Genomic DNA, 637 nt, shown 5'->3' with positions numbered 1-637 from the left:
ACTGCCCGGCATGATCACAAGGGCTTGGACATACGGCGGAACATTTCCGGGCCCGACCATCATGTCACGCACCGGCCATGGCGCACCATTGACCAAGATGACGTCGCCAAGCACACCGTTCATGTATTCAGTCGCAACGTCACCGGCTTCGGTGAGTGGATATTGGAAGGCGCCATCCGCGGCGAATGACCGATCGGCGATCATCAGCGGGATATCACGAGGTCCATTCGGCAGCGGCAGACTCTGTTCTTCATCATCTCGGACGATGTGGAAGCCGGCGAGTCCTCGCCAAACGGATTGGCCGGTATAGCTCATGCGATGGTCGTGGTACCACAGTGTCGCCGCGCGTTGTTGCATCGGGTAGATGTATTCGCGTTGTCCGACAACGGAGTTGCGCGACATCCCATGAACCATATGGGTGTGCGCACTCATGCTTTCCGGCGTTTGCGGATCGATGAGGTCAAGCGGATAACCGTCATGGTCGGGCGGGGTATGGCCGCCATGTAAGTGCACTGCAACGGGCACGGGTAGGGTGTTGCGGTGACGAATCACGGTGCGCCGGCCGGTGCGTGACATGATGGTCGGGCCCGGAAATGTTCCGCCGTATGTCCAAGCCCTTGTGATCATGCCGGGCAGT

At 59.5% G+C, this 637-nt stretch carries 1 protein-coding gene; it reads right to left on the bottom strand.

The window, feature by feature from the left end; all coding sequences use genetic code 11:
• The coding region (locus tag A5652_RS16290) for a multicopper oxidase family protein (RefSeq protein WP_255361845.1) at positions 1 to 627 on the bottom strand (627 nt) is incomplete at its 3' end.
• Between the last annotated feature and the right edge of the window lie 10 nt (positions 628 to 637).

This window comes from Mycobacterium sp. 1165178.9 (assembly GCF_001673555.1).
Classification (GTDB): Bacteria; Actinomycetota; Actinomycetes; order Mycobacteriales; family Mycobacteriaceae; genus Mycobacterium.
The sequence above is the reverse complement of the archived record's forward strand: the minus strand, read 5'-3'. Positions and strand labels throughout refer to the sequence as shown.